Below are 18,551 nucleotides of genomic sequence, written 5' to 3'. Positions count from 1 at the left end.
GGCCCGCACCAGCGGCGCCACCGCGGCGTCGTCGGCCAGGGCCTCGTCGACCGTCGCCGGATCGACCTCGGCGTCGAGCAGCCGGCGCAGCCGCTGCAGGGCGGGCGCCAGGTCGCGCACGTCGCTCAGCCGCACCGTTGCGGGCACCGTGCCGGGCGTCGCGCCCGAGAGGTCGACGCGGACGACGGCCGGGCCGTGCGGCAGCCGCACGGCGCGCTCGTACCAGTGCTCCCCCCGGCCCTCGACCCCGGCGACCGCGTGCAGCACGACGAACCGGTGCCGGTCGCGGGCCGCGAACGGCTCGCGCACCGCCACGCGGACCCGCAGCGCGCCGGCCACCGCCCCGCCCCGATCACCGCCCCGGTCACCGCCCCGGCCACGCCGGACGGCGGCCCGCGAGCGGAGCTCGGTGGGCGTGCGGGCGTAGACCTCGCGGACCGTGTCGTTGAACTGCCGCAGGCTCGCGAAGCCCGCCGCGTGGGCGACGTCGGCCAGGCGCAGGTCGGTGCCCTCGATCAGGGTGCGCGCGGTCTGGGCACGCCGTGACCGGGCCAGCGCGAGCGGCCCGGCGCCGTACTCGGCACACAGCAGCCGGTGCAGCTGCCGCTCGGAGTAGCCGAGCCGGGCGGCAAGGCCCGGCACGCCCTCCCGCTCGACGACGCCGTCCTCGATGAGGGCCAGCGCACGACCGGCGGCGTCGGAGGCGACGTCCCAGCGGGGCGAGCCCGGGGTCGCGTCGGGCAGGCAGCGCAGGCACGCCCGGAAGCCGGCCTGCTGCGCGGCTGCCGCCGAGCGGTAGAAGTCGACGTTGCGGCGCTGCGGCGTCACCGCCGGGCACGACGGCCGGCAGTAGATGCCGGTCGTGTGCACGGCGACGTAGAAGACCCCGTCGAAGCGACGGTCGCGCGCCGTGGCGGCCCGGTAGTGGGCCTCCCACGGGTCCTCGCACGTCGTCGTCACGCCCCGAGCCTGCCACTGCCGCGGTCGCCGATCTAGCGGGAATCGGACACGACCGTGCGGCCCGGGTGGTCGAGGTGCGAGGAGCACGGGCGACGGGCGCGCCGCGACCGGGTGCGGGGGTCTCGAGGCCCTCGCCCAGCGAGACGCCCGGGGGTGGTCAAGGTGCGAGGAGCGCCAGCGACGAGCCGCGAGACCCGGCGACGGGCGTGGCGACCCCGGGAACGACTCAGCCCGGCCTCGTGACGAGGCCGGGCTGAGAGGTGGTACCCCCGACGGGATTCGAACCCGCGCTACCGCCTTGAGAGGGCGGCGTGCTAGGCCACTACACAACGGGGGCCTGAGCCGTCGAGAACTCTAGCGGGGGCTCGCAGGCCCACCAAATCGCCTTCGTCCTGACGTCTCGCTGGGGTACTAGGACTCGAACCTAGACTAACTGGACCAGAACCAGTCGGGCTGCCAATTACCCCATACCCCATGGGATCGGCTCCCCTTGAGGCCCTGACTCTCGTCCTGACCTGCTGGGCGAACCGAGGGACAAAGATACACATCGCGGCTCGGCCCCACCAATCGAGGGTCCGGTCGTCGAAGCACCCGTGAGGAGCCTCACGCCGCGCGGTCGCGGGCGGGCGCCACAGCCCGTACGCCGAGCCGACGAGCGGCCCACAGCACGAGCAGCAGGTAGCTGCCGTGCTGGGTGACCGTGACCAGGATCCGCCACCACGACACCTCGCTGACGGTGAGCGCCTCGGCGACCGAGCCCGTGGCGATGGCGAGCCCGAAGGCCACCAGGTTGTTGACGACGTGCATGGCGATGCCGGCCTCGAGGCCGCCGAGCAGCACCACGGTGGTGCCCGCGATGACGCCGAAGGCCAGGCGGTCGAGGAAGAGGGGTGGGTTCTGGGTGCCGTGGGCCAGGGCGAAGACCAGGGAGCTCACGGCCACCGCGACCCACGGCCGGCCCGACATGGCGCCGACCGCCTGCAGCAGGTAGCCGCGGTAGCCGTACTCCTCGCCGATCGCCTGCAACGGGGTCGTCAGCAGCACCACGGCCGCCACCAGCGCCGCGCTCGACCCGACCTCACCGGCCCCGCCCGATCCCTCGACGCCGGTGACGTCGCCCATCGGGAGCAGGGCGCCGACGACCAGGGCGAGGAACAGCGAGACGACGGCCAGGCCGGTGCACGCGAGCAGCAGCCGCCACCGCAGGCCCGGGGCCACCGAGGTGAGCCACCGCGGTCGTACGCCGTGCAGCCACCAGGCCAGCGCGAAGCTGAGCGGCACCAGCGCGGCGATGGAGAGGTTGACGTAGAGCAGGTACGACGCCGTGACCTCGCCGACGGCGCCGCCCTCGAGCCGCAGCCCGACCAGGTAGAGCGGCTGGAGCAGCAGCGGCGCCACCAGCACCGCGCCGAGGGCGAGCAGCACCACCCCGGCCAGCGGTCGCAGCCACGGCCGCGGGCCGGGACCGCGCAGCAGCAGCGCGTAGCTGCCGGGGCCCACGGCCGGCGTGCTCACGACCCGGCGCTCACGACTCGGTGGGCCGCGGGGCGGAGGTGAGCCGCCGCAGCGACTCCTCGCGCCCGAGGATCTCCAGCGACTCGAACAGCGGCGGCGAGACCTGCCGCCCGGTGATCGCCACCCGCACCGGCCCGAAGGCGAGGCGGGGCTTGAGCTCCATCTGCTCGACCAGCCGCTCGCGCAGCGCCTGCTCGATCGCCGCGGTGGACCAGGCGCCGTCGATGCCCTCGAGCGCCTCGCGGGCCGCGTCGACGACGCCGCCCCCGGGGCCGCCGAGCTGCTTGACGACAGCCGCGTCGTCGTACTCGACCTCGTCGGTGAACAGGAAGCCGAGCATGGGCGCGGCCTCGGTGAGCTTGTTCATCCGCTCGGCCACCAGCGGCATCGCCTCGGCCAGGCGGGCCGCCTGGTCGGGCGTGACGGGGTCGCCGAGCACGCCCGCCTGCTGCAGGTAGGGCACGACGCGCTCGGTGAGCTCCTCGACCGACAGCATCCGCACGTGGGCGGCGTTGATGGCCTCGGCCTTCTTGGTGTCGAAGCGCGCGGGCTGCGGGTTGACGCGGCGGACGTCGAAGGCCGCGACCATCTCGTCGCGGGTGAAGACGTCGCGGTCGTCGGCGATCGCCCAGCCGAGCAGCGCCAGGTAGTTCTCCAGGCCCTCGGGCAGGAAGCCCTCGTCGCGGTAGGCGAACAGGTGGGCCTGCGGATCGCGCTTGGAGAGCTTCTTGTTGCCCTCGCCGGTGATGAGCGACAGGTGGCCGAACTGCGGCACCTGCTGGCCGATGCCGAGGTCGACCAGCGCCCGGTGCAGCGGGATCTGCCGCGGGGTGCTCGACAGCAGGTCCTCGCCGCGCAGCACGTGGGTGATGCGCATCAGGGCGTCGTCGACCGGGTTGACCAGGGTGTAGAGCGGGTCGCCGTTGGCGCGGCACAGCGCGAAGTCGGGCACGTTGACGGTCTCGAAGGAGATCTCGCCGCGCACCAGGTCGTCCCAGGTGACCGAGCCGTCGGGCATCCGGAACCGCACGACCGGGCGCCGACCCTCGGCCTCGAAGGCCGCGCGCTGCTCGGCGCCCAGCTCGCGGCAGAAGCCGTCGTACCCCATCACCTTCGAGCCCGACGCCTTGCGGCGGGCGTCGACCTCGTCGGTGGTGCAGAAGCAGTCGTAGGTGTACGACGACTCGGCGAGGCGGGCGAGCACGTCGCGGTAGAGGTCGCCGCGCTCGGACTGGCGGTAGGGGCCGAAGGAGCCCCCGACCTCGGGCCCCTCGTCCCAGTCGAGGCCGAGCCAGCGCATCGCGCCGAGCATGCCGTCGTACGACTCCTGGGTGCTGCGGGCCTTGTCGGTGTCCTCGATGCGGAAGACGAAGGTGCCGCCGTGGTGGCGGGCGAAGGCCCAGTTGTAGAGCGCCGTGCGGGCGAAGCCGACGTGTGGCGAGCCGGTCGGCGAGGGGCAGAAGCGGACGCGGACCGTGTCGCCGGTCGAGCCCGTCGAGACCACGTCAGTCACGGGCCACCACCCGGTTGGAGAGGTTGCCGATGCCCTCGACGAAGACCTCGACCTCCTGGCCGGGCGTCATCGGTCCGACGCCCTCGGGGGTGCCGGTGAGGATGACGTCGCCGGGCAGCAGCGTCATCACGCTGGTGACGTGGGCGATCAGCGTCGGCACGTCGAAGATCAGGTCGCTGGTGCGGCCGTCCTGCACCACCTCGCCGTCGAGGTAGGTGCGCACCGCGAGGTCGCCGACGTCGAGGTCGGTCTCGACCCACGGGCCGAGCGGGCAGAAGGAGTCGAAGCCCTTGGCCCGGGTGAACTGCCCGTCCTTGCGCTGCAGGTCGCGGGCGGTCACGTCGTTGCCGATCGTGTAGCCGAACACGACGTCGCGCCACTTCTCCTTCGGCACGTCGCGACAGATGCGGCCGATCACGACGGCGAGCTCGCCCTCGTAGTCGACGCGCTCGCTCTGCTCGGGGTGGAAGACCGGGTCGCCGGGGCCGACGACGGAGGTGTTGGGCTTGAGGAACATCAGCGGCTCCTCGGGCAGGTCGTGCCCGAGCTCGGCCGCGTGCGCGGCGTAGTTGCGGCCGATGCCGACCACCTTGCTGCGGGGCAGCACCGGGGCGAGCAGCCGCACCTCCGAGAGCGGCAGCTGCTCGTCGGTCGGCTCGATGCCGACGTGCAGCGGGTCGCCCGCCAGCACCGTCACCACCGCGCCGTCGTCGAGCTGGCCGTGCTCGTCGACCTCGCCGCTGACCACCCCGAAGCGGGGGTCGTCTCCTGTCGTGAACCTCGCGATACGCACCGACCGAGCCTAACGAGCGGACCCCGCTACGCGGCCAGCCGGTCCGCCGCCGCGAGGTCGTCGGGCCGGGGCCCGCGCAGCTCGACGAGGAGACCGATCACCACGGCCGCGAGCTCCCCGGTGGCGCGGCGTACGTCGGCCTCGCTGGCAGGGTCGCCGACCAGGTGCAGCGGCTCGCCCACCAGCACCTGGACGCGCGGCCGGGTGACCACGGCGGGCAGCAGCCAGCGCCAGCCCCGCGGCGTCCAGGCGGGCCACACCCGCTGGGCGCCCCACTGCGCGACCGGCACCACCGGGACCCCCGTCTCCAGGGCCAGCCGGGCGGCGCCGGTCCTGAAGGGCATCGGCCACTGCTGGTCGCGGGAGATGCCGCCCTCCGGGTAGACCATCAGCAGCCGGCCACGCCGCAGCGCGTCGGCCGCCGGCGCGAGCGCCTCGCGGGCCGTCGCCGTGCCCCGGGCGACGGGGATGAAGCCGAGCCGGCGCAGCAGCCCGCCCACCACCGGGGCGCCAAACAGGCCGGCCGTCGCCATGCCCCGCGGCCGCCGTCCGGCCCGCCAGATCGTCTCGCCGAGCACCAGCGGGTCGACCACCGAGATGTGGTTGCAGACCACCAGGGCACCGCCGCGCCGGGGCACGTGCTCCAGGCCGCGGACGCGGCGCCGGGTCAGCAGTCCGAGGAGCAGGCCGACCGCGGAGACCAGGACGGCGAAGAGGAGTCGTGCTCGCATGTCGACCAGGCTGGCGCTCCGGACGGGTGCCGCGGATCCGCGCGCGTACTCATCTCGACCGTCTCGTCCTGTCGGACCCGGCACCTAGGTTGCCGTCATGGTGAAGGGCCGCCCCGCTCCCGACCCGGCCCTCGTCGGCCGGGTCGCGCCGCTGGCCCTCGCCCTGCCCGAGGTCGTCGAGGAGGACTCCTGGGCCGGGGTGCGCTGGCGGGTCCGCGGGCGCACCGTGGCCCACGTCTACGCCTTGTCGCACCGCGAGGCCGCGACGCAGCTCGGCGTCGACGACAGCACCGTCGTCACCGTGGTCAGCGTGCACTGCGACGGCGAGGAGCGCGACGTCCTCCTGGCGATCGGGCCGCCCTACCTCGGCGACTGGAGCCCGGGGATGGTCGTGGTCGTGCTCGACGACCGCACCGACTGGGGCGAGGTCGGCGAGCTGGTCACCGAGAGCTACCGGATGCTGGCGCCGCAGCGCCTGCGACGCCGTCTCGACGACCCGTAGCCTGGTGCCCCGTGGAGAGCCTCACCCGCGACACCTGGCAGGCGCGTGCCGACGCGCACGCCGAGCGCGTCGACCTCTGGGTCGAACCCCACCTCGAGCGGCGTCGCCGGGGCGAGAAGCACCCCGTCCACGACTTCCTCTTCACCTACTACTCCCAGCGCCCCGCGCAGCTGCGCCGCTGGCACCCCGGCCTCGGGGTCGAGCTGCTCGACGCCCGCGCCGAGAGGGGGTACGTCGCCACGGCGGCCGGTGCCACCGTCGACCGTGCCCTGGTCGCCGAGCGCGAGCCGGTCCTCCGCGCGGTCCACCGGCTGCTCGTCGCCACCGCGTCGCGACCACCCACGCTCGGCTGCTTCGGCCTGCACGAGTGGGCCATGGTGCACCGCCTCTCCCCCGACGACCTGCGCCACCGCTGGCCGCTGCGGCTCGGCGGCGCCGGCACCGACGCCGTCGTCGAGGGCCACCGGGTGGCGTGCTCGCACTTCGACGCGTTCCGCTTCTTCACGCCGACCGCTCGGCCCCTCAACACCCTGTCGCCAGGCCGCGACGACCGGGCGTCGTACGAGCAGCCGGGGTGCCTGCACGCCGGCATGGACCTCTACAAGCACGCCTTCCGCCTCAGCCCGCTGGTCCCGAGCGAGCTCGTCGCCGACTGCTTCGCGCTGGCCTGGGACATCCGCGAGCTCGACATGCGCGCCTCGCCCTACGACTTCTCCGCCCTCGGCCTCGCCCCCGTGCCGATCGAGACGCCCGCGGGCAAGCAGGCGTACGTCGCCGCGCAGCGCGGCTTCGCCGAGCGCGGCGCCCCCCTCCGCGCCCGCCTCGTCGAGCAGTGCGAGCGCCTGCTCGCCGTCGGGGCCACCGCTTCCTAGAGGATCGCGCGGCGACCGCCCCTGCTCCCTGAGCGGCCGGGCAGCAACCGCCTGTGGTCCCTCAAGAGGTCGCGCACTTACCGCCCCCGGCCCCCTGAGGAGGTCGCGCCTTACCGCCCCTGGTCCCTTAGGAGGTTGCGCAGCAACCGTCTCGAAGGGCGACGGTCGACCCTTCGAGACGGGCGCAGAGCGCCCTCCTCAGGGATCAAGCGCTCCACGACCTCGGCGCCCGACAACCCGACCACCGCTCCCTGAAGACGTTGCGCGGAACCCGCCCTCTGCTCCTTGGGGGTCGCGCACTACCGCCCTTGATCCCTGAGGAGGTTGCGCAGCAACCGTCTCGAAGGGCGACGTCCGGCCCGTCGAGACGGGCGCAGAGCGCCCTCCTCAGCGACCGGCGATCACCCGCACGCGCAGCGGCTCGGAGCCGTCGGCGACGAGACGGGCGGGGCCGGGGCGGAGCTCGGTGGGCAACCGGACCCGCCAGGTCGCGTCGTACGACGCGTCGGCGTCGGTGCGGCCGAGGACCCAGGAGCGGTCGCCCTGCTCGACCCGCAGCGCGACGTCGCTGGCCGGGCCCGGTGGGTCGACCACCTGCTCCTCGCACCCGAGCGGCGAGACGGTCGTGGTGCCCGTGTCGTTGCAGCTGTCGCGCAGGCTGCGGCCCTCGACGACCACCGGCGAGCCCGCGGCGAGCTGCGGCCTCGTCGTACGGTCCCAGCTGGAACTGTCGACGCGGAGCGTGGGAGCGGCGCACCCTGCGACAGCCGGATCGGCCCACCCGGTGGGGCCGAAGAGGGCCACGACACCGAGGACGACCAGGGCGGCGGGGGCTCGACGCAGGCGCATGCGGGTGTGACGCGCGGTGGGCCCTTCGGGTTCCGGCCCACTACCGTCGGGCGCGATGAGCCACCGCCACGCCGACCTGCCCGCCGGGACGTCCCTCCGCGACGTGCCGACCAAGCCGATCGCGGTCGTGCTGCTGCTGACCGGCCTGGCCGTCGCCGCGGTGGCCGTGGTCGTCGGCCTCGTCTCGCTGTGGCCGTCCGACGACCCGCTGCCGCAGGACGCCTCGACCGCCTACGCCGCACCCGGGGTGACGTTCGAGGAGGGTGTCGTCGAAGCGGTCGGGGAGCCCTGCACCAGCACCGAGGAGTCGGTGGGCCGCGAGTGCGGCGAGCTCGTCGTGACCCTGCGCACCGGACCCGACGCCGACACCGAGCAGGTCGTCCGCGGCATGCCGCCGCAGGTCAGCGCGTCGGGGGTGCGGGTCGGCGACACGGTCGAGCTGCAGCGGCTGCCGACGCCGGAGGGCGACGCCCCGCAGTACGCCTTCAACAACGTCGACCGCGGCGGCTCCCTCGCCCTGATGGCCGCGCTCTTCGCGGTGCTCGTCGTCGCCGTGGCCCGGCTGCGCGGCTTCCTGGCGCTGGTGGGACTCGGGCTCGGCGCGTTCGTGCTGGTGCGATTCATGATCCCCGCGCTGCTCGAGGGCAGCGACGGACTGCTCGTGGGGGTGGTCGGCTCCGCCGCGATCATGTACGTCGTGCTCTACCTCGCGCACGGGCCGTCGGTGCGCACCAGCGCGGCCCTCGCCGGCACCCTGCTCGGCGTCGCCGTCACGGGCGTCGTCGGCTGGGTCGCCATCGGCCGGAGCCGGCTCACCGGCATCTCCGACGAGGCCGGCGCGGCCCTGTCGAGCTTCACCGAGATCGACTTCCAGGGCCTGCTGATGTGCGCGGTCATCGTGGCCGGGCTCGGCGTCCTCAACGACGTCACCATCACCCAGGCCTCCTCGGTGTGGGAGCTGCGTGGTGCTGCGCCCGGCCTGACCCGGCGCCAGCTCTACACCCGCGGCATGCGCATCGGTCGCGACCACATCGCCTCGACGATCTACACCATCGTCTTCGCCTACGCCGGGGCCGCGCTGTCGGTGCTGCTGCTGCTCTACTTCTTCGACCGGCCGCTGCTGTCGGTGCTGTCGTCGGAGGAGATCGCGACCGAGGTGATGCGCACGCTGGCCTCCGGCATCGGCCTGGTGCTCGCCGTGCCGATCACGACCGCGATCGCCGCGCTCACCGTCAGCGGGCCGCGGCCGGTCGACGCGCCGTAGGACGGGCGGCAGGTCAGCCCGGACGGGCCTCGGTGGGGCCTTCCCGGGGGCGGTCGACCGCGAGCTGCCAGTTCGTCGGCGAGGGTCAGACGTCGTACGTGCCGCCGGAGCGCCAGTAGACGCCGCCCTCGCGGCTCATGAACCCCTCGTCGACGAGCGCGCGCCGCAGCATCGCGTGGTCGGGGTGGTAGCCCTCGAGCACCGCGACCACCTCGGGCTCGGGGTAGGTGCGCCCCGGCTCGAACTGCTGGGCCAGGTGGTCGAGCACGACCAGCAGCTTGGCCCGCTTGGTCGGCACCACCACCAGCCGCCCGTCCTGCACGAACCGTCCCAGCACGTGGTCCTCCACGTCGGCGACGTTAGGTCGCACCTCGCACCACGACCAACCCTTTTCGCAGCCGAGGACGGCCGGGTGGAGCCGGACTGGTGCACCTGTTTCCTCACTTGTCGGCCGTGATCTAGGCCGACAAGTAACGAAGTCCCCGGCTGACCGGGGAATTCTCACCTCACCAACCGGGCGGGTGGTGCTCGTGCCAGGCGAGGCCGTCGGCGGCGTACGACGCCTCGAGCTGGGCGGCGAGGGAGACGAGCAGCGACTCCTCGCCGGGGGCGGCGGCGAGCATGGTGCCGACCGGGAGGCCGTCGGGGGTCCAGTGGGTCGGCAGGGAGACGGCGGGGCTGCCGGTGAGGTTCCACAGCGAGGTGAAGGGCGTGAACCGCTTCTGCGCCTCGAAGTCGGCGGCGGGGTCGGCGTCGTCGCGGATCGCCCCCACCGGCAGCGGGGGCGAGGCCAGCGTCGGTGTCAGCACCACGTCGTACGCCGCCACGGCCTGCAGCGCCGCGGCGGCGGCCCGGCGCAGCTCGCCGACGGCCAGGGCGAAGGCGGGTCCGCTGACCGCGAGCCCGCGCTCGGCCAGCCAGCGGGTCAGCGGCCGCAGCAGCGGCCGGGCGTGCTCGGGCAGCGGCAGCACCGACTGCGCGGTGAGCACCGCCCAGCAGGTCTCGAAGACGGGCACCGCGTCGCGGCTGATCGGTCCGGGCACGTCCTCGACGTCGTGGCCGAGCGCGACCAGCCGCCGCGACACCTCCTCGTAGGCGTCCACGCACGAGGCGTCGAGCTCGGTGTCGGTGATCACGGGGTCGCGGAAGCGCGAGACGCGCAGCCGACCTGACTCGCGCTCCGCTGCTGCCAGGAACGCCTCGGCTGCCGGAGGCGCCCACGTCGGGTCGCCCACGTGGCGACCCGCCATGACGTCGAGCAGCGCGGCGGCGTCGCGCACGGTGCGTGCGATCGACCCCTGGCTGCTGAGGCCGACGACGTCGCCGAACACCGGGGCGCCCGAGATGCGACCGCGGCTCGGCTTCAGCCCGACCAGCCCGCAGCAGCTGGCCGGGATCCGGATCGAGCCGCCCCCGTCGGAGCCGTGGGCCACCGGCACCAGCCCGGCGGCCACCGCGGCCGCGGCGCCCCCGCTGGAGCCGCCGGCCATCCGGCTGGTGTCGTACGGCGTCACGGCCGGCGGGCGGCCCTCGGGCTCGGTGTAGCAGGGCGAGCCGAGCTCGGGGGTGCTGGTCTTGCCGAGGCTGACCAACCCGCCCCGCTCGAGCCGGAGCACCACCTCGTCGCTGACGGCGGGCACGTGCTCGGCGAAGACCGGTGAGCCGAAGGTCGTGCGCACCCCGACGGTCTGGGCGAGGTCCTTGACCGCCGTCGGCACCCCCGCCAGCGGACCGTGGCCGACCGGCCGGGCGGCCCGCGCCGCCTCGCCGGTGACGGTGACGAAGGCGCCGTACGGCTCGCCGTCGATCCGGGCCAGGTAGTGCTCGACCAGCTCGGCGGTCGAGGTCTCCCCCGCCCGGATCGCGGCTCCCTGCTCGAGGGCGGTCAGGTCGTGCAGCTCGGCCATGCGGGGACGCTACCGAGTGGTCTCGACGAGCTCGACCGACGAGGCCGGCGCGTGGTCTCGGCGAGCTCGACCGACACAGGCTGACGGTCAGGCCAGCTGGGGCAGCTTGGTCAGCGCCTGGGCGACGGCGGCCTGCAGCTCGGAGTCGTCCCACGAGGTGTCGGTGATGGTGCCCTCGAGGTAGGAGGCGTAGGCCGGGAGGTCGAGGTGGCCGTGGCCGCACAGCGCGGTGAGGATGACCTTCTCCTCGCCCGTCTCCTTGCAGCGCAGCGCCTCCTCGACCGCCGCGGCCAGGGCGTGGGTCGGCTCGGGGGCCGGCACGATCCCCTCGGTGCGGGCGAACAGCACCCCGGCGGCGAAGCAGTCGGACTGCTGCTTGGCGACCGCGCCGATCTCGCCGGTCTCGTAGAGGTGGCTGATCAGCGGGCTCATGCCGTGGTAGCGCAGGCCGCCGGAGTGGATCGGGTCGGGCACGAAGTCGTGACCGAGCGTGTGCATCTTCATCAGCGGCGTCAACCCCGCGGTGTCGCCGAAGTCGTAGGCGTAGGTGCCCTGCGTCAGCGTCGGGCACGCGCTCGGCTCGACCGCACGCACCTCGGGCGACATCCGGCCCGCCCACTTCTCGCGCAGGAACGGGAACATCAGCCCACCGAAGTTGGAGCCACCGCCGGTGCACCCGACCAGCAGGTCGGGCGTCTCGCCCACCTTGGCCAGCTGCAGCAGCGCCTCCTCGCCGATGATCGTCTGGTGCATCAGCACGTGGTTGAGCACGCTGCCGAGCGAGTAGTTGATCGCCGGGTCTTGCGCTGCCACCTCGACCGCCTCGCTGATCGCGATGCCGAGCGAGCCCGTCGAGCCGGGGTCGGCGGCCAGGATCGCGCGGCCGGCGTCGGTGAGGTCGGACGGGCTGGGGTGCACCCGCCCGCCGAAGGTCTCGATCATCATGCGGCGGTAGGGCTTCTGGTCGTACGACGCCCGCACCTGCCAGACCTCGCACTCCATGTCGTACTGCGCGCACGCGAAGGCCAGCGAGGTGCCCCACTGCCCGGCACCGGTCTCGGTGGTGAGCTTCGAGATGCCGGCCTGCTTGTTGTAGTAGGCCTGCGGCACGGCGGTGTTGGGCTTGTGGGAGCCGGCGGGCGAGACGCCCTCGTACTTGTAGTAGATGCGCGCCGGGGTGCCGAGCGCCCGCTCGAGCCGGTGGGCGCGGAACAGCGGGCTCGGCCGCCAGATCCGGTAGACGTCGAGCACCTCGTCGGGGATGTCGACGTACTGCTCGCTCGTCATCTCCTGCTCGATGAGCGACATCGGGAACAGCGGGGCGAGGTCGTCGGGCCCGACGGGCTGGCCCGTGCCCGGGTGCAGGTAGGGCGGCGGGGGCGTCGGCAGGTCGTGCAGCACGTTGTACCAGCGGGTCGGCATCTCGCTCTCGTCGAGCTGGATCTTGTGCTGCTTCACCTGCGTCATGCCGGCTCTCCTCGCCGTCGCGGACCTCGTCGTGCGCAACCTAGCGCCTGCCCCCGACGACCCCCGACGACCCCGGCGGGCTCGACGCCCCCGGCGGGCCGGGCTCAGGCGTCGTGGCGGCGCAGCCCGAAGGTGAGCCCGTCCATCAGCGCGGTCCACGACGCCTCGATGACGTTGGCGCCGACGCCGACGGTGACCCACGAGCCCTCGCCGTCGGAGGTCTCGATGAGCACCCGGGTGATGGCGTCGGTGCCGTGGCCCTGGTCGAGGATGCGCACCTTGTAGTCGACGAGCTCGAACTTCACGACCTCGGGGTAGAGCTGGCTGATCGCCTGCCGCAGCGCCGAGTCGAGCGCGTTGACGGGGCCGTTGCCCTCGCCGGTGAGCACGATCCGGGCGCCCCCGGCGCGCAGCTTGACCGTCGCCTCCGAGACCGCCTCGAGGCCGGGGCGGGTCTCGGTGATGACGCGCCACGACTCGACGTCGACGTACGACGGCCGCACGCCGTCGACCTCCTCGACGAGCAGCAGCTCGAAGGAGGCGTCGGCCGCCTCGAAGGTCCAGCCCTGCGACTCCAGCGCCTTGACCCGTGCGGTCACCCGGCCGACCAGCTCGGCCTCCAGCTCGAAGCCGAGCTCGCGGCCCTTGAGCTCGATCGAGGCCCGCCCGGCCATGTCGGAGACGAGGAGCCGCATGTCGTTGCCGACGCCCGCGGGGTCCATGTGCTGGTAGAGGTCGGGGTCGACCTTGATGGCGCTGGCGTGCAGCCCGGCCTTGTGCGCGAAGGCGGAGTGGCCGACGTACGGCTGCCGCGTGGCGGGCGGGAAGTTCGTGACGTCGGCGACCGCGTGCGCCACCCGGGTGGCCTCGCGCAGCAGCCCGTCGGGCAGCACCCGGCGGTCGAGCTTGAGCTCGAGGGCCGCCACGACGCTGACGAGGTCGGCGTTGCCGGTGCGCTCGCCGTAGCCGTTGAGGCAGCCCTGCACGTGGGTGGCGCCGGCGGTGACGGCGGCGACGCTGTTGGCTACCGCGCACCCGGTGTCGTTGTGGGCGTGCATCCCCACGCGGGCGGCGCCGCCCAGGTCGGCGACGACCTCGCCGACGATCTCGTGCACCCAGTCGGGCAGCATGCCGCCGTTGGTGTCGCACAGCGCGACCACGTCGGCCCCCGCCTCGGCCGCGACGCGGGCGACCTCGAGCGCGTACGCCGGCGTGCGGCGGTAGCCGTCGAAGAAGTGCTCGAGGTCGACGAAGACCCGCTGCCCCTCGGCCCGCAGGTGCGAGACGGTGTCGCGCACCATCGCGAGGTTCTCCTCGAGCGTGGTGCGCAGCGCCAGCTCGACGTGGCGGTCGTGGCTCTTGGCCACCAGCGTCACGACGCCGGCCCCCGACTCGCGCAGCGCCGCGACCTGCGGGTCGTCGGCGGCGACGGCGCCGGCCTTGCGGGTCGCACCGAAGGCGGCCAGCTGAGCGTGCTCGAGCGCCAGCTCCTCGCGGGCCCGGCGGAAGAACTCGGTGTCCTTGGGATTGGCCCCGGGCCAGCCGCCCTCGACGAAGCCGACGCCGAGCTGGTCGACCAGCCGAGCGATCGTCAGCTTGTCGGCCACGGAGAGGTTGAGGCCCTCCTGCTGCGCGCCGTCACGCAGGGTCGTGTCGTAGACGTGGAAGGCGTCGTGTGGCTGACCGGGCATCGGGTCCTCCGGGTGCGGCAGTGATGGGTCCAGGGCAACAAAAAAGCCTCCCGTGGGGACGAGAGGCGGCGCGACGAGCGGGTGCTCGTCGCGCTAGGGAATGATCGACCGGTGGTGCGTCACGCCTGCGAGTGTGCCACGGACGGGCCGTCCGCGGAATCGTCGACCGCCCCCGTGGACGCTCAGGCGCCGACCGTGCAGCTGTCGGTGCCCTGCGCGCGAGCGACGCCGCCGTACAGCCGCACCGCCTGCGCGAGGGCGGCGTCGCCGATGACGTCGCAGCGGTAGTCGTCGGGCCGCGCCAGGTCGTAGATGCCGCAGCCGACGATGTCCATGACCGGGCCCATCAGGGCGCACCCGGTGGTGACGTGCTCGAGGCCGAGGACGTGCCCGAGCTCGTGGGTCAGCACGCCCATGACCTCGACGCGGTCGTACTGGTCGGCCACCGCGGAGCGGTAGCGGGCGCTCAGCTTGACGAAGGCACCGGTGGTGGGGCCGACGGTGGCCAGGCCGGAGGACCCGCCGATGTCGCCGTAGCCGACGCGGACCTGGGCGGCGGCCGGGTCGTCGACGGGCTGCAGCGTGATCCCGACGCCGGAGGCGTTCCACTGGGCCGCGGCGGCGCGCAGGCTCCAGGTCCACTGCGAGGGCAGGCCGTCGTAGTAGGTCAGCGTGGCGCCCTTCCAGCGGGCCGCGCCGGCGGAGGTGGCCACAGCGGCGGCCTTCTTGCGGGCCTTGCGGACCTTCTTGGCGCGGCGCTTCGCGGTGACGGCCTCGGCCCGGACGCCGTGGCCGGCACCGGCCTCCGACGAGCCCGCGGGGGCAGCGGCCGAGGGTCGGGGGGAGGCGCTGACGTCGCCCGCGACGTCGGCCACCGGGGCGAGCAGCAGGGCCATCACGACGAGCGCGACGACCAGCAGCAGCCGGGTGGCGGCGGTGGTGGGGCGGGCGATCGGCATGGATGAATCGTCCAGCAACGGACGATTTGCCGAGAACCGATGAACGCCCACTGGTCTACGCGCACTAGACCGGGACGGCCGGATCCGGCCGCCCTTCGTCAGGATCCGCCGACGATCTCGCGGAACCGCTGACACGGCGGCCGCGATCAGGTAGTGGGGATCCGCCTCACCACGGCGGGCCGGACGCCGGCGCCCAGGTGGGCCCCGGCCCGAGCAGCACGCTCACGAGGACGGCCGCCAGGCCCAGCGCCAGGGCGGCGACGAGCCACCCGCCGAGATCGGTGCGGGCGGGCCGGTCGACGAGGTCGTGCACCGAGTCGCGCATCCGCGCGGCACCCGGCCCCCACCACAGCGCGGGCACGAAGCCCGCGCCCGCGAGCAGCAGGCTGACCGGCACCGGTCGAGCCAGCAGGAAGCCGACCGAGAACATCGCCAGGGCCACCAGCGCGGCCACGCCGACGACCGCCAGGCTCCCGCCGAGCGCACCGAGGGCGTAGAAGGGCGAGGCCAGCCAGGAGGCCGGCACGTCGTACCAGGTCGAGCGACCGCGCAGCCGCTGGCGCCGCTGGTGGCGCTGGCGGGTCAGCGAGACGGTGCGCAGCAGCAGCACGGCGACGGTGACGAGCACGAGCCCGGCGTACGGCGCGACCGCGACCACGGCCCCGGCGAGCAGCCCCAGCCCCACGAGCTGGGCCCAGCGCTGCGCCCGGCTCGGCGCCCAGCGGTCGGCTCCGTCGGCGGGAGCGATCCACGGGGGGCTCGCCGCGGGCGCCGGGTCGCGCCGCGGACCGGGGATCACCTCGGTCGGCCCCGGCTGCGAGCGGAACGCAGGCGGCGGCGGCTCGTCGCGCGGGGCGGTCGGGTGGAAGGTGGCGGTGCGGGTGGTGGCGTCGGTGGGGGCGGCACTGGTGGGGGCGGCACTGGTGGGGGCGGGCGCTTCGGGCGCCGCCGACGCGGCCGCGAGGAAGGGCATCGTCAGCGGCGGCTCGGCCGTCGCGCGGCCGGCGGCGGCCGGGGTCGCGGTGGCGCTGCCGTCTCCTTGGCGCGCCAGCCAGTCGAGCACACCGGCGAGGGTGGGTCGGTCGCCCGGCTCGGGCGCCAAGCAGGCGGCGAGCAGCCCCCGCTCCGGCTCGGGCACCTCGCCCAGGTCGTGCTGACCGAGGCGCACGCGGTCCATCACCGCGAGCGTCGGACCGGTGCCGTACGGCGGCCGGCCGGTCGCGGCGAACGCGATGGTCGCCGCCCACGCGTGCACGTCGGAGGCCGGCGTGGGGTCGTCGCCGTAGAGGATCTCGGGCGCGAGGTAGCCGGGGGTGCCCATGAGGAACCCGGTCTGGGTGAGCCGGCCGTCGTCGGCGAGCTTGGCCAGACCGAAGTCGATGAGGACCGGGGCACGACCCTCCATCAGCACGTTGGTGGGCTTGATGTCGCGGTGCAGCACCCCGACGGCGTGCACGGCGACGAGCGCCTGGGCCAGGCACGTCATCGCGTGGCGCAGGTCGCGCCCGGTGAGCACGCCCTCCTCGGCCACGTGGTGGTAGAGCGAGAGGCCCGGCACGTAGCGGGTGACGACGTACGGCACCGGCCCCTCCGGGTCGGCGTCGAGGATCTCGGCCACGCGGGGGCTGCTGACCCGGCGCAGCGTCTCGACCTCGCGGGCGAGGCGCGCGCGGGCCTCGGCGTCGCCGACGACGTGCGGCCGCAGCACCTTGAGCGCGACCCGGCGACCGTCGGGCGCCTGCGCCAGGTGGACCACGCCCATGCCGCCCTCGCCGAGCGGTGCCTGCAGCCGGTAGGGGCCCACGCTCGCGCCGTTCGGGGCCGCGCCGTGCTGCCGGGGGCTGGTGGTCACGCCCTCACGGTAGCGACCCCGTCGGGGCCGGCCCGTCGAGCCGCGCGAGCAGAGTGGGCCGCGCCACCCGGCGGTAGGAGGCGTCGAGCAGCTCGGCCACCTCGCCCCAGTCGGTGTCGGGCCGGTCGAGGTCGATCCCGAGCCAGCCCGAGGGCCCCAGGTACGCCGGCACCCAGGTGCGCGGGTCCTGCGCGAGGGCGTCGCCGTCGTCGGGGTCGGGCAGCACCAGCAGCCCCGCGTCGTGCCGCTCGTGACCGCCGGGACGCTTCACGCTCCCCCCGAAGTAGGCGAAGACCTTGCCCTTCTCCCCCGCCCGGAAGGTCGGCCGGCCGTGGGCGACCTTCTCGAAGGACTCCGGCAGCCGCACGCACAGCCCCCGCACCCGCTGGAGCAGCGGGTCGTCCTCGTCGTACATGACCGGGTGCGGCACGGCCGGTTCCTAGAGCACCCGGTGCATCCAGCCGAACGCGTCGTCGGCGCGGCCGTACTGGATGTCGACGAGGTGCTGGCGGATCTCGGTCGTCAGCGGGCCGGCCTCCTCGGTGGCGGCGCCCGAGACCTCGCCGCCGTCCCACTTCAGGGTGCCGACGGGCGTCACGACAGCGGCGGTGCCGCAGGCGAAGACCTCGGTGATCTCGCCGGAGGCGACGCCCTCGCGCCACTCGTCGACGGCGAAGCGGCGTTCTTCGACCCGGTGCCCCAGCTTCCGCGCCAGCTCGATGATCGCCGAGCGGGTGATGCCCTCGAGGATGGTGCCGGTCTCGGGCGTCACGATGTGGCCGTCGGCGTAGACGAAGTACATGTTCATGCCGCCCAGCTCCTCGACGTAGCGCCCCTCGGCGGCGTCGAGGAAGACCACCTGGTCGCAGCCGTGGCCCATGGCCTCCTGCTGCGCGACCAGCGAGCTGGCGTAGTTGCCGCCGGTCTTGGCGGCGCCCATGCCGCCACGGCCGGCGCGGGTGTACTCCGCGGTGAGCCACAGCGACAGCGGCTTCAGCCCGCCCTTGAAGTAGGCCCCGGCCGGGCTCGCGATGACCATGAAGGTGACGTGCTGGGCCGGGCGGACCCCGAGGAAGGCCTCGGAGGCGAACATGAAGGGCCGCAGGTAGAGGCTCTTCTCCCCCGAGCCCTCGGGCACCCAGCGCTGGTCGGCCTCGACCAGCGCGTCGACCGCCCGCACGAACTCGTCGGGCTCGAGCACCGGCAGCGCCAGTCGCTCCGACGAGCGCACCATGCGCGCGGCGTTCTCCTCCGGCCGGAAGGTCCAGACGGACCCGTCGTCGTGGCGGTAGGCCTTCATGCCCTCGAAGGTCTCCTGCGCGTAGTGGAGCACCGCCGTCGCCGGGTCGAGGCTGAGCGGGCCGTACGCCGTGACCTCGGCGTCGTGCCAACCACGGTCGGGCGTCCACGTCACGCGGAACATGTGGTCGGTGAAGCTGGTGCCGAACCCCGGCTCGGCCAGGATCCGGGCGACGTCCTCGTCGCTGCGCGGCGTCGGCGCCGGCGTGGTGGTGATGTCGAGGGGCATGGGGCTCACGCTATCTGTGGGTCGGGGCGCTCGGGCGCGGCGGATTACCCGGCTAGCTGTGATGTCCAGGCAGGTTGTTCAGTCTGCTGATGGGCGTGCCGCCGATCGCTGAGTGGGTCCGGTGGTGATTGTAGAAGTGCAGCCACCG

The 18,551-nt window shown here is 74.1% G+C and carries 17 protein-coding genes and 2 tRNA genes; 3 read left to right on the top strand and 16 right to left on the bottom strand.

The annotated features are described in order from the left end of the window. The 7 genes from ACYU8I_RS18360 to ACYU8I_RS18330 all read right to left on the bottom strand — a co-directional run. Positions 1–960, bottom strand: a 960-nt coding sequence (locus ACYU8I_RS18360; RefSeq protein WP_460843674.1) for a bifunctional transcriptional activator/DNA repair enzyme AdaA, incomplete at its 3' end; no start/stop codon positions are given. A gap of 261 nt (positions 961–1,221) precedes the next feature. Beyond that, a tRNA-Glu gene (locus ACYU8I_RS18355) sits at positions 1,222–1,297 on the bottom strand. A gap of 66 nt (positions 1,298–1,363) precedes the next feature. Then, positions 1,364–1,435, bottom strand: a tRNA-Gln gene (locus ACYU8I_RS18350). Between the two features lie 128 nt (positions 1,436–1,563). Next, the gene (locus ACYU8I_RS18345) at positions 1,564–2,475 is read right to left on the bottom strand and encodes a lysostaphin resistance A-like protein (protein ID WP_460843672.1); all 912 of its coding nucleotides are present in this window, start codon (positions 2,473–2,475) and stop codon (positions 1,564–1,566) included. A gap of 10 nt (positions 2,476–2,485) precedes the next feature. After that, positions 2,486–3,988, bottom strand: coding sequence for a glutamate--tRNA ligase (gene gltX, locus ACYU8I_RS18340; RefSeq protein WP_460843670.1), 1,503 nt, complete (start codon positions 3,986–3,988; stop codon positions 2,486–2,488). Continuing rightward, entirely contained in the window at positions 3,981–4,781 is an 801-nt protein-coding gene (locus ACYU8I_RS18335) for a fumarylacetoacetate hydrolase family protein (RefSeq protein WP_460843668.1), read from the bottom strand. The genes gltX and ACYU8I_RS18335 overlap by 8 nt, the downstream gene beginning before the upstream one ends. Before the next feature lie 26 nt (positions 4,782–4,807). Next, positions 4,808–5,512, bottom strand: a complete 705-nt coding sequence (locus ACYU8I_RS18330; RefSeq protein WP_460843666.1) for a lysophospholipid acyltransferase family protein — start codon at positions 5,510–5,512, stop codon at positions 4,808–4,810. A gap of 97 nt (positions 5,513–5,609) precedes the next feature. Here ACYU8I_RS18330 and ACYU8I_RS18325 point away from each other — a divergent pair, with 97 nt between their 5' ends. Further along, positions 5,610–6,014 carry an MmcQ/YjbR family DNA-binding protein gene (locus ACYU8I_RS18325; RefSeq protein ID WP_460843664.1) on the top strand — a complete coding sequence of 135 codons (405 nt, stop codon included), beginning with the start codon at positions 5,610–5,612 and terminating at the stop codon, positions 6,012–6,014. An 11-nt stretch (positions 6,015–6,025) separates the two neighbouring features. Then, positions 6,026–6,886, top strand: coding sequence for a 3-methyladenine DNA glycosylase (locus tag ACYU8I_RS18320; protein ID WP_460843662.1), 861 nt, complete (start codon positions 6,026–6,028; stop codon positions 6,884–6,886). A 387-nt stretch (positions 6,887–7,273) separates the two neighbouring features. Here the strand turns inward: ACYU8I_RS18320 and ACYU8I_RS18315 are convergent, their stop codons facing one another. Beyond that, positions 7,274–7,735 carry a hypothetical protein gene (locus ACYU8I_RS18315; protein ID WP_460843660.1) on the bottom strand — a complete coding sequence of 154 codons (462 nt, stop codon included), beginning with the start codon at positions 7,733–7,735 and terminating at the stop codon, positions 7,274–7,276. A gap of 55 nt (positions 7,736–7,790) precedes the next feature. Here ACYU8I_RS18315 and ACYU8I_RS18310 point away from each other — a divergent pair, with 55 nt between their 5' ends. Beyond that, positions 7,791–8,999, top strand: coding sequence for a YibE/F family protein (locus ACYU8I_RS18310; RefSeq protein ID WP_460843658.1), 1,209 nt, complete (start codon positions 7,791–7,793; stop codon positions 8,997–8,999). An 85-nt stretch (positions 9,000–9,084) separates the two neighbouring features. On the opposite strand, the gene ACYU8I_RS18305 is transcribed toward ACYU8I_RS18310, so the two are convergent. The 8 genes from ACYU8I_RS18305 to ACYU8I_RS18270 form a co-directional block, all read right to left on the bottom strand. After that, positions 9,085–9,348, bottom strand: a complete 264-nt coding sequence (locus tag ACYU8I_RS18305) for a DUF2087 domain-containing protein (RefSeq protein ID WP_460843655.1) — start codon at positions 9,346–9,348, stop codon at positions 9,085–9,087. A 157-nt stretch (positions 9,349–9,505) separates the two neighbouring features. Beyond that, entirely contained in the window at positions 9,506–10,906 is a 1,401-nt protein-coding gene (locus ACYU8I_RS18300; protein WP_460843653.1) for an amidase, read from the bottom strand. 87 nt (positions 10,907–10,993) lie between these two features. After that, positions 10,994–12,373 carry a TrpB-like pyridoxal phosphate-dependent enzyme gene (locus tag ACYU8I_RS18295; RefSeq protein ID WP_460843650.1) on the bottom strand — a complete coding sequence of 460 codons (1,380 nt, stop codon included), beginning with the start codon at positions 12,371–12,373 and terminating at the stop codon, positions 10,994–10,996. Positions 12,374–12,477: 104 nt separating this feature from the next. Next, positions 12,478–14,064 carry a citramalate synthase gene (gene cimA, locus ACYU8I_RS18290; RefSeq protein ID WP_460843648.1) on the bottom strand — a complete coding sequence of 529 codons (1,587 nt, stop codon included), beginning with the start codon at positions 14,062–14,064 and terminating at the stop codon, positions 12,478–12,480. A gap of 182 nt (positions 14,065–14,246) precedes the next feature. Then, positions 14,247–15,023, bottom strand: coding sequence for a matrixin family metalloprotease (locus tag ACYU8I_RS18285; RefSeq protein ID WP_460843646.1), 777 nt, complete (start codon positions 15,021–15,023; stop codon positions 14,247–14,249). 166 nt (positions 15,024–15,189) lie between these two features. Next, positions 15,190–16,875, bottom strand: a complete 1,686-nt coding sequence (locus ACYU8I_RS18280) for a serine/threonine-protein kinase (RefSeq protein WP_460843643.1) — start codon at positions 16,873–16,875, stop codon at positions 15,190–15,192. A gap of 4 nt (positions 16,876–16,879) precedes the next feature. Then, positions 16,880–17,305, bottom strand: a complete 426-nt coding sequence (locus ACYU8I_RS18275) for an MmcQ/YjbR family DNA-binding protein (protein ID WP_460843641.1) — start codon at positions 17,303–17,305, stop codon at positions 16,880–16,882. A 9-nt stretch (positions 17,306–17,314) separates the two neighbouring features. After that, positions 17,315–18,403, bottom strand: a complete 1,089-nt coding sequence (locus tag ACYU8I_RS18270) for a branched-chain amino acid aminotransferase (RefSeq protein WP_460843639.1) — start codon at positions 18,401–18,403, stop codon at positions 17,315–17,317. Between the last annotated feature and the right edge of the window lie 148 nt (positions 18,404–18,551).

This window comes from Nocardioides marmoraquaticus (assembly GCF_054777915.1).
Note: the sequence above shows the minus strand (reverse complement) of the source record. Positions and strands in the feature narration are given on the sequence as shown.

Excerpts from the sequence above, each read along its gene's own strand:
- ACYU8I_RS18295 (WP_460843650.1), bottom strand. The coding sequence starts at position 12,373 with ATGACGCAGGTGAAGCAGCACAAGATCCAGCTCGACGAGAGCGAGATG.
- ACYU8I_RS18310 (WP_460843658.1), top strand. The coding sequence starts at position 7,791 with ATGAGCCACCGCCACGCCGACCTGCCCGCCGGGACGTCCCTCCGCGAC.
- ACYU8I_RS18300 (WP_460843653.1), bottom strand. The coding sequence starts at position 10,906 with ATGGCCGAGCTGCACGACCTGACCGCCCTCGAGCAGGGAGCCGCGATC.
- ACYU8I_RS18270 (WP_460843639.1), bottom strand. The coding sequence starts at position 18,403 with ATGCCCCTCGACATCACCACCACGCCGGCGCCGACGCCGCGCAGCGAC.
- ACYU8I_RS18325 (WP_460843664.1), top strand. The coding sequence starts at position 5,610 with ATGGTGAAGGGCCGCCCCGCTCCCGACCCGGCCCTCGTCGGCCGGGTC.
- ACYU8I_RS18315 (WP_460843660.1), bottom strand. The coding sequence starts at position 7,735 with ATGCGCCTGCGTCGAGCCCCCGCCGCCCTGGTCGTCCTCGGTGTCGTG.
- cimA (WP_460843648.1), bottom strand. The coding sequence starts at position 14,064 with ATGCCCGGTCAGCCACACGACGCCTTCCACGTCTACGACACGACCCTG.
- ACYU8I_RS18285 (WP_460843646.1), bottom strand. The coding sequence starts at position 15,023 with ATGCCGATCGCCCGCCCCACCACCGCCGCCACCCGGCTGCTGCTGGTC.
- ACYU8I_RS18330 (WP_460843666.1), bottom strand. The coding sequence starts at position 5,512 with ATGCGAGCACGACTCCTCTTCGCCGTCCTGGTCTCCGCGGTCGGCCTG.